Raw genomic sequence first — 8,242 nt, forward strand, 5'->3', positions numbered from 1 at the left:
TCTCCGACCTTCGGAGGAGCCGAGATGGGCGAGCCGTCCACCACCACGCGAGCACGGCGCGATGGCGCCATACCCGCCATGATTTGCCTCACACGCCAGCGGCGTCGAAGAGCTGGGCGACGGAGCCGTCGTCGAAGACCGCCTTGATGGCACGGGCCAGGAGCGGGGCGATGGGCAGGACGGTGAGCTGCTCGAACCGCTTCTCCGGGGGGATCGGCAGGGTATCGGTGACGACCACCTCGCGGGCGCCGCAAGTGGCCAGGCGCTCGATAGCGGGGCCGGAGAGCACCCCGTGAGTGGCGGCGACAATGACGTCCCTCGCGCCGGCGTCGAGGACCACCTTGACAGCCTTGGCGATGGTGCCGCCGGTGTCGATCATGTCATCGACCAGCACGCAGGAGCGCCCCTCGACGTCGCCGACGACGCGGTTGGCCACGGCCTCGTTGGGGCGGCTGATGTCCCGGGTCTTGTGGACGAAGGCCAGCGGCGAGCCCCCCAGGGCGTTAGCCCATCGCTCGGCGACGCGGATGCGGCCGGCGTCCGGGGAGACCACGGCGGCGTTGGTCACGTCGAGCCGGCCCTTGATGTAGTCCACGAGCACGGGCTGGGCCCACAGGTGGTCCCAGGGGCCGTTGAAGAAGCCCTGCTCCTGGGCGGTGTGGAGGTCAACGCTCATGATGCGGTCCGCCCCCGCCGCGGCGTACATATCCGCCACGAGGCGGGCGCTGATGGGCTCACGGCCCAGGTGCTTCTTGTCCTGGCGCGCGTAAGGGAAGAAGGGGGCCACCACCGTGATGCGCTTGGCCGAGGCGCGCTTGAGGGCGTCCACCATGATGAGCTGCTCCATGAGCCAGTCGTTGACGCGGTCCCCGTGGGACTGCACGACGAAGACGTCGCAGCCGCGCACCGACTCGTTGAAGCGGACGTAGGTCTCCCCGTTGGCGAAGTCGTAGGCGGTCGAGGACAGGACCTCGGTGCCCAACTCGCCCGCCACGTCGTGGGCCAGTTGCGGGTGGGCCCGGCCGGAGACGATGACCAGTCGCTTCTCACCGCTGGTGATGATGCCCGTCATGAGGTGATTCCCTTCGTTCGGGCCCGTCGGGCCCGGTCGGTGCGCGGGGCCGGGGCGGTCACGCGCCTGTGGTGCCGGAGCCCTGGGCGGGAACCGGCGTCTCGGCGTCGTACTGGGCGAAGGGCGTCACGACGGCGCCCGCCGGGATATCGACGTCGGTGAGAATGGCGTAGGCGCCGATGCGGGCGCCGGGGCCGATGCGGGTGGCGCCCCTCAGGAGGACTCCCGGCTCCAGGAACGAGTCCGGGCCGAGCTCGACGGTGACATCGACCCAGGTGGAGGAGGGATCGACGACGCCGACGCCGGATTCCATCGCGCGGGCAAGGATGCGGCGGTTGAGTTCGGCGCCGAGGGCGGCGAGCTGGGCGCGGTCGTTGCAGCCCTCGACGAGCCAGTGGTCGGCCACCACGAGCGCGGAGGTGGGCCGGCCCGCGGCGTGGGCATGGGCGACGACATCGGTGAGGTAGACCTCGCCCTGGTCGTTATCCGTGCCCAGGGCGGCCAGGGCCGCGCGCAGGTGCGCCAGGTCGAAGACGTAGACGCCCGCGTTGATCTCAGTGATGGCGCGCTGGGCCTCGGTGGCGTCGCGCTGCTCGACGATCGCCGAGACCGTGCCGTCCGGCTCGCGCACGACACGGCCGTAGCCGTGCGGGTCGTCGACGACAGCGGTGAGAAGGGTCACGGCGTCGCCCCGCTCGTGGTGCTGGGCCACAAGGGCGGACAGCGTGGCGGTGTCGAGCAGGGGCACGTCCCCGCTCGTGACGACGACCGCGCCATCTGCGTCCTCGGGCAGGGCCGCCAGGCCGCAGGCCACGGCGCGGCCGGTGCCGGGGATCTCATCCTGATCGGCGGGGATGGCATCGGGGGCGACCCGCGCCAAGTGGGCGACGACAGCATCGCGCTCGTGGCGCACCACGACCACAAGGCGCTCGGGATCCAGGCCCCGGGCGGCGGTGACCGCGTGGTCGAGGAGGCTGCGCCCGCCGATGCGGTGCAGGACCTTGGGGGTGGCGGAGCGCATGCGCGTGCCCTTGCCTGCGGCCATGACAATGACGGCGGCGGGAGTGGTGGGAGCCACGAGTCCTCTTCTCGCTCAAGATGGGCGTCCTGCGGCGCTGCCGGGGACATGACGCCCCGTGCTGGCCGAGCCGGCCGGTACGGGCACATCCTACGACGCCGCGCACCGGCTCCGCCCCCAGGGTTCGAACCCGGGCCTCAAGGCTCCAAAGGCCTGCGTGCTGCCACTACACCAGGGCGGAATGCGCAGGCCGCCCCCACTTCCCCAGGAATCGGGCGCGCTCCTGCGCGGCGTACAGTCTCTCACTTTTTCGCCGCGACTTGGTCAAGAGGTGGCATCATCAGTTCCCCGGGCCCACCGGATGCGGCATCCTGACGCCCTGCGCGGGCCGATCCGGGCAGCCTCCTCTCCCAGTCCTGCCGCCACTCCCGCGCGGCGCGCCCTCATTCCCTGGAAGATCGCATGACCCTCACCCACCGCCATCCCCCGGCCAAGGGCGCCAACGCCACGCCCACCGCCACGCCCCGAAGCGCGGGCCGCCTGCGGGAACTGGACGGGCTGCGCGGCCTGGCCGCCGTCGTCGTCCTCATCCACCACTGCCTGCTCACCGTCCCCGCGCTGGCGGAGGTCGGCGCCCGCCCGGGGGCGGCGCCGGATGGCGCCCTGGAGCGCCTGCTCAGCCTCACGCCGGCGCATCTCCTGTGGGGCGGCTACGAGGCGGTGCTCATCTTCTTCATCCTGTCCGGGGTGGCGCTGAGTTACCCGATCTCCCGGCGGCGCGCCACCGGCCGCTCCTTCGACTGGGTGGATTACGCCCCCCGCCGCCTCATCCGCCTGTGGGTGCCGGCCGGCGCCTCGACGCTCCTGGCGATCGCACTCATCATCCTGGTGCCCCGTTCGAACGACGCCTCCCTGGGGGCATGGGTGCAGGCCCACTATGTGTCAGATATCTCGATCAAGCAGACGGTTAGAGAACTCGCCCTGCTGCCCGCCTACGCCTATCGCAACTCGGTGCTGTGGTCGCTGCACGCCGAGGCGGCCTTCTCCATCCTCCTGCCACTGGTCATCCTCGCGGTGGCGCTGGCCGCCAAGGCCCGCCTGAGCTGGGCGCTGGGCGCGGCGGCGATCGCGACGGCCCTGGTGAGCGGCGACCCCGGCTCCGCCCTGTTCCTGCCGGTGTTCACGATCGGGGCCGTGCTCGGCTGGCACTGGGGGGCGATGCCCGACCCCCTGCCCGCCCGACCCGTTCGTTGGGCCAGCGCGGCCGCCGTGGCCTGTCTCATCATCATGACCAGCCCGTGGTGGACCGCCCCGGAGGCCTGGCCGGGCCTACTCTCGGGAGGGCCGTCCGGGGCGCTGGTCCCCCTGGGCTCCCCCGCCTCCCCTTGGGGGCATCGGCTCGGATCGGCGATCGCCGTCGCCAGCGCGGCCGGAACGATCATCCTCATCGTGCGGGCCGGGGCGCTGCGCTCGCTGCTGCGCTCAAGGGCGGCCCAGCTCTGCGGCGAGCTGTCCTTCTCCCTCTACCTCGTCCACACCCCGGTCGTGCTCCTCGTGCGCACGCTGGCGCCGTCGATCGACCCGTGGTGGATGCTCCTGGCGGGACCGGCCGCGGCGCTGCCCGCGGCCTGGGCCTTCCACCGGCTCGTCGAGCGGCCGAGCCATCAGTGGTCGAGGGCGGCGGGCCGCTGGGCCAGTGCCCGGCTCCGCACTCTCCCCGGCGGTGCCGGCCCCTGGCGGCAGGGCAGGCACGTGGCCTGAATCCGCGCCCACCAGCACGGCAGGGGCCAGGCCCAGTCCTTGGTCTACCGTGTACCCATGACGGCTCGCGCGCGGGCCACCACTCACTCATCCTGAAGGAACCACACGCATATGGAGCCGGCCGAGATCCTCCGCTTGCTGCGCAGGCATGCCCCCGTCCTCATCTTGCACATCGTCGTCGGCGCCCTGACGGGGTTCTTCATCGCGATGATGAGCACCCCCATCTACTCCTCGCACGCCAGCGTGGTCATCTCGACGTCGAGCCGCGAGGGCGGCGGACAGGACCTCGGCACGGCCTCCGGCCCGAACTCCCTCCTCATGCCCACGCTCGTCGAGCTGGGCACCACCCAGGACGTCCTCAACGAGGTCGCCGCGAGCACGGGCCTCGACCCCGCCGCGGTCAAGGGGATGCTCACCCTGAGCGCCCGGGAGAACACCCTCTTCATCGACATCACCGCCAAGGCCCCCTCCGCGGAGCAGGCCCACGCGGTGGCCGACGCCGAGGTGAGCGCCTTCAAGAAGGCCGTCAGCAAGTGGGGGTACAAGGACGGGCTGTCCCTGGCAGTGGTGGAGCAGGACCCGGCGACGCTGCCCACCGCGCCCATCTCGCCCATCCCCGAGCGCTACGCACTCAACGGCGCGCTCATCGGCGCCGCCATCGGCGCCGCGGTGGTCATCCTGCTGCGGCGCGCCGGCTTCACGGGGCTGCGCGCGGAGGCCGTGGGCCGCGTCGGCCGCAAGACGGCCAGCGCCCCCGACTTCGACGCTGAGGCCTCCGCCGAGCAGGGTCAGGACCTCGCCGAGGACCGGGACATGAGCCCGGGCGCATCGGACGACCCCTCATCCGATGAGGGGTACCCGCCCCCGCCCGACTCCTCCGAACTCTTCCCGCCCTCGATGCGGCACCGCCGCTGAGCGGGCAGGCCCACCGGCTCGGCACTGGTCACAACCACTTATGACCGCCGGCGCCGCCATACCTACCGCGCCAGCACCGAACTGATGCTCAACTGATACTGGCCCCCGCGCCGGCAGACCGCCGGTGCGGGGGCCAGCCCCTCAGGAGCGGCCGTACTCGGCGTGGCCCGAGCCGCCCAGCGCGGCCGAGGCCAGGCCCGCGCCACGGGCCATGAGCCGGGCGCCCCTAGCGCGGTGGGAGGTGGAGCGCAGGATGACCCCCGCGGCCCCGCGCCCCGCGCCCGCGACAACGCGCGCCGTGCCCCCGACGAGGGCCCTGCCCCGGATCCGCGCGCGAGCGACGCGGCTCCCCGCGCCCGCGAGGGCGAGATCGACTCGGACGGAGTTGGCGGCGTGACTGCGCTGTCGGCGCAGGATCCAGGCCCGGTCCAGGCGCTGCGCGGGCACATGGTCGACCACTTGGGCCTCGGCGCACCACAGGAGCGTTCCACCGGCGGCCACGAGTGAGCGGGTGAGCAGCGTGTCCTCCCCGCCGGTGGCGCCGAAGCGCTCGTCGAAGCGCAGACCCCGCGCGCGCAGGAAGTCCAGGTCGAGCAGCAGGCAGTTCGAGGCGGCGGCGGGCCGGGCGGTTCCGGTGGGCCAGGTGGCGCGCACGAAGAAGCCCCCCTCGCGCACCCAGGCCTCGGGCTCGGCGTCGTATGCGGGCAGCACATGACCGGCCACCGCCTGGGCCCCCTCGCGCGCCCAGAGCCCCACGAGGGAGGAGAGCCAGTTCTCCAGGGCCTCCTCGTCGTCGTCGATGAACGCCAGGAGGCGGGCGCCGGCGGCCTCATCGAGGGCGCGGTTGCGCACGGCGGCCACGCCGGGGCGCTGCTCGACGATGTAGCGCATCGCGCTGCCCCCGGGCCCGGCGGCGAGGCGCTCGGCGGTGGCGCGCGCGCTGGCGGCGGGATCGTTGTCGATGATGAGCAACTCGGCGCGCGCGACAGGACTGGAGAGGTCCGAGACGATGGCGTTGATCTGGGGCAGGACGGTGCCGACGGCGCGCTCCAGGCCCTCCGGGCGCTTGTGGGTCGGGATGGCGACGACGAGGGACACCCCCTCGCCAGGCGGCGGACCGCCAGCCGCTCCGGCACCGCCGGTAGCGCCGCCGAAGCCCTCCTCCGGGGCGGGCCCACGCATGGCCCCGGCGCTCACTTCTTCCTCCAGGGCAGTCGGGGCCCGCGACTGTACTCCTGGATCCGCCCGCCGACGGCGCCCAGGACCATGCCCAGCGCTCCGGCGCAGGCGGCCTCATGGCGGCCCCGGCCCGCCTCATCCCGGCGGGCGGCGCTGACCAGCGCCAGGGCGCCGTCGCGCCCAGCGCGCAGCGCCCCCTTCGCGGCGTAGCGGGCGCGCATGCCCAGGCCCGCAGCGCCCGAGGCGGCCTCAACGCGCACCGCCGCCCAGGTGGCCCCCGAGCGCAGGGAGCGGCGCAGCACCCACGGGCGCGTGGCCCGGCTAGCCGGCACCCGCTCATCCAGGGCGGCATCAGCGGCGAAGCGGATGACGCCGCCGCCCTGCCGCAGCGCGCCGAGGAACGCGGAGTCCTCGCCCCCGCTGAGCCCGTAGCGCGCGTCGAAGCGCAAGCCGAGGCCCCGCACGGCGTCCAGGTCGAGCAGGAGGTTGTTCGTGGCCGCCTTCGTCATCACGGCCCCGTCTTCGGCGGTGACCGCGCTAAAGACACCCGAGCCCCGCACCCACGCGCCCGGCTCCGACTCGAAGCGCGGGTACCACGGCCCGGACACGGCGGCGCAGCCGTGGGCGCGCCAAGCGCGCACGAGGGAGGTGAGCCAGCCGGGGCGGGTGAGCTCGTCGTCGTCGATGAACACCAGGAGGCGGGCGTCGGCGGCCTCATCGAGGGCGCGGTTGCGGGCGGCGGTGATCCCGGGGACGGGCTCGTGGGCGTAGTGGGGGCCTATCTCGGCGGCCTCGGGCTCATCGGCGCCGGCGGCCCGGACCGCCTCGACGACCTCGCGCGCGCCCGCGTCCGGATCGTTGTCGACCACCACGACGCGCGCCCGCCCAATGCCGGCCGCCTCATCCGCGCGGGCGGCGCGGGCCTGGTCCACGAGCTGGGGAAGGAGCTCGGCGAGCCAGTCATTGCGCCGGTAGGTGGTCACGGCGACGACCAGTGAGACCGGCGGTGGGACCGGTGCGGGCGGCGTCGAAGACTGACTCATGCGTCCTCCTGGGGGCGGGTCGACGGGCAGGGCGTCGAGGGGAGGGAAGGGGTGGGGTCAACGCTACTATGCAGGCGCACGGGCCCCGCCCGCGGGCGCCCGGGACGACGGCGCGCCCAGGGGACGACGGCGCGGCACCCCTTGATGAGGACCTGAGAGGATCCCATGGCCGACTTCCCCCCCGATCTCTTCTCCCCCGGCGAGCCCGGGGAGCCTCCCACCGGCGCCGAGGCCGCCGATCTGCTCGCGCGCACCGCGATCATCGTCGTCAACTACGACTCCGCCGCCCTCCTGGCGCGCAACCTCGCCGAGGTGGCCCAGCGCTCCCCCGAGGCCCGGATCGTCGTCGTCGACAATCACTCCTCCCCCGAGGCCCGCGAGCGCGCCCGCGCCCTGGCCCAGGCGCGCGGCTGGGCCCTGGAGTGCCCGGAGTCGAACACGGGCTTCGGCGGAGGGATGAACCTGGGGGCCGCCCGGGCGATCGCCGATGGCGCGCAGGTCCTCGTCCTGCTCAACCCGGACGCCGTCGTCGACCGGGAGTCCCTGGTGGCCCTGGCGCGGCAGGCGCAGGTCGATCCCCTGGCGCTCGTGGGGCCGGTCATCCGGGACTCCAGTGGGGCGATCGTGTCCGATGGCCACGTGGTCTGCCTGGCGGACGGGTCGATGCGCTCGCGCCGCTCCCGGCGGCCGATCCCGTCCGGAGGCACCGCGCCCTGGCTGAGCGGGGCGTGCCTGGCGCTTTCTGCGTCCCTGTACCAGCGGATTGGGGGCTTCGACGCCCGCTACTTCCTGTACTGGGAGGATGTGGACTTCTCCGCGCGGGTGCTCGCCGCAGGGGGGCGGCTGGTCCTGGAGCGCCGGGCCGCGGCCGTGCACGACGAGGGCGGCACCCACGGCTCCTCAGCGGGACAGGTGGCGAAGTCGGACACCTACTACTACTACAACGCGCGCAACCGGCTCCTGTACGCGGGCCTGCGCCTGGACGCCCAGGGGCGTCGTCAGTGGCGGGCGACGGCGCCGGGCGCGGCTCGCGAGATCATCCTGCGCGGGGGGAAGCGCCAGTTGCTGCGCTCACCCAGGCCGGTAGCCACGGCGCTGCACGCGACCCTGGATGGCCTGCGCCTCGCGCGCCGGGCCGCCCGGGGGCTCCTGCCCTCCCAGGACGAGCCGATCCTGCGATAGCGGGGCCGGCCCCGCGCTCACCGGCGCTGCCGGCGGCGGCCCCGCGCTCACCGGCGCGGCCGGCGGCGGCGC

Annotated in this window: 7 protein-coding genes and 1 tRNA gene; 3 read left to right on the top strand and 5 right to left on the bottom strand. The window is 73.9% G+C overall.

The window, feature by feature from the left end:
• Positions 1-88: 88 nt before the first annotated feature.
• The 3 genes from GVV76_RS03940 to GVV76_RS03950 all read right to left on the bottom strand — a co-directional run bounded on the left by GVV76_RS03940 (position 89) and on the right by GVV76_RS03950 (position 2,331).
• Positions 89-1,072, bottom strand: a complete 984-nt coding sequence (locus GVV76_RS03940; protein WP_159524432.1) for a ribose-phosphate diphosphokinase — start codon at positions 1,070-1,072, stop codon at positions 89-91.
• Between the two features lie 58 nt (positions 1,073-1,130).
• Positions 1,131-2,150: a bifunctional UDP-N-acetylglucosamine diphosphorylase/glucosamine-1-phosphate N-acetyltransferase GlmU gene (locus tag GVV76_RS03945; RefSeq protein ID WP_159625096.1), complete on the bottom strand. Its 1,020-nt coding sequence runs from the start codon at positions 2,148-2,150 to the stop codon at positions 1,131-1,133.
• Between the two features lie 109 nt (positions 2,151-2,259).
• A tRNA-Gln gene (locus GVV76_RS03950) sits at positions 2,260-2,331 on the bottom strand.
• A gap of 221 nt (positions 2,332-2,552) precedes the next feature.
• On the opposite strand from GVV76_RS03950, the gene GVV76_RS03955 reads away from it, so the two are divergent.
• Positions 2,553-3,851, top strand: a complete 1,299-nt coding sequence (locus tag GVV76_RS03955) for an acyltransferase family protein (RefSeq protein WP_159625098.1) — start codon at positions 2,553-2,555, stop codon at positions 3,849-3,851.
• Positions 3,852-3,962: 111 nt separating this feature from the next.
• Positions 3,963-4,766 (top strand): YveK family protein, encoded by an 804-nt coding sequence (locus tag GVV76_RS03960; protein WP_159625100.1) that lies wholly within the window; start codon positions 3,963-3,965, stop codon positions 4,764-4,766.
• 141 nt (positions 4,767-4,907) lie between these two features.
• Here GVV76_RS03960 and GVV76_RS03965 read toward each other — a convergent pair whose 3' ends face one another.
• Both GVV76_RS03965 and GVV76_RS03970 read right to left on the bottom strand, forming a co-directional pair.
• Positions 4,908-5,948 carry a glycosyltransferase family 2 protein gene (locus GVV76_RS03965; protein ID WP_159625102.1) on the bottom strand — a complete coding sequence of 347 codons (1,041 nt, stop codon included), beginning with the start codon at positions 5,946-5,948 and terminating at the stop codon, positions 4,908-4,910.
• An 11-nt stretch (positions 5,949-5,959) separates the two neighbouring features.
• Entirely contained in the window at positions 5,960-6,988 is a 1,029-nt protein-coding gene (locus GVV76_RS03970) for a glycosyltransferase family 2 protein (protein WP_159625104.1), read from the bottom strand.
• A gap of 165 nt (positions 6,989-7,153) precedes the next feature.
• Here GVV76_RS03970 and GVV76_RS03975 point away from each other — a divergent pair, with 165 nt between their 5' ends.
• Positions 7,154-8,170, top strand: coding sequence for a glycosyltransferase family 2 protein (locus GVV76_RS03975; RefSeq protein ID WP_159625106.1), 1,017 nt, complete (start codon positions 7,154-7,156; stop codon positions 8,168-8,170).
• Positions 8,171-8,242: the final 72 nt, after the last annotated feature.

Origin of the sequence: Actinomyces sp. zg296, assembly GCF_009829695.1 — a bacterium.
GTDB lineage: Bacteria > Actinomycetota > Actinomycetes > Actinomycetales > Actinomycetaceae > Actinomyces > Actinomyces marmotae.

Coding starts and splice junctions, on each gene's coding strand:
- GVV76_RS03965 (WP_159625102.1), bottom strand. CDS start 5,948: ATGCGTGGGCCCGCCCCGGAGGAGGGCTTCGGCGGCGCTACCGGCGGT.
- GVV76_RS03970 (WP_159625104.1), bottom strand. CDS start 6,988: ATGAGTCAGTCTTCGACGCCGCCCGCACCGGTCCCACCGCCGGTCTCA.
- GVV76_RS03940 (WP_159524432.1), bottom strand. CDS start 1,072: ATGACGGGCATCATCACCAGCGGTGAGAAGCGACTGGTCATCGTCTCC.
- GVV76_RS03975 (WP_159625106.1), top strand. CDS start 7,154: ATGGCCGACTTCCCCCCCGATCTCTTCTCCCCCGGCGAGCCCGGGGAG.
- GVV76_RS03955 (WP_159625098.1), top strand. CDS start 2,553: ATGACCCTCACCCACCGCCATCCCCCGGCCAAGGGCGCCAACGCCACG.
- GVV76_RS03960 (WP_159625100.1), top strand. CDS start 3,963: ATGGAGCCGGCCGAGATCCTCCGCTTGCTGCGCAGGCATGCCCCCGTC.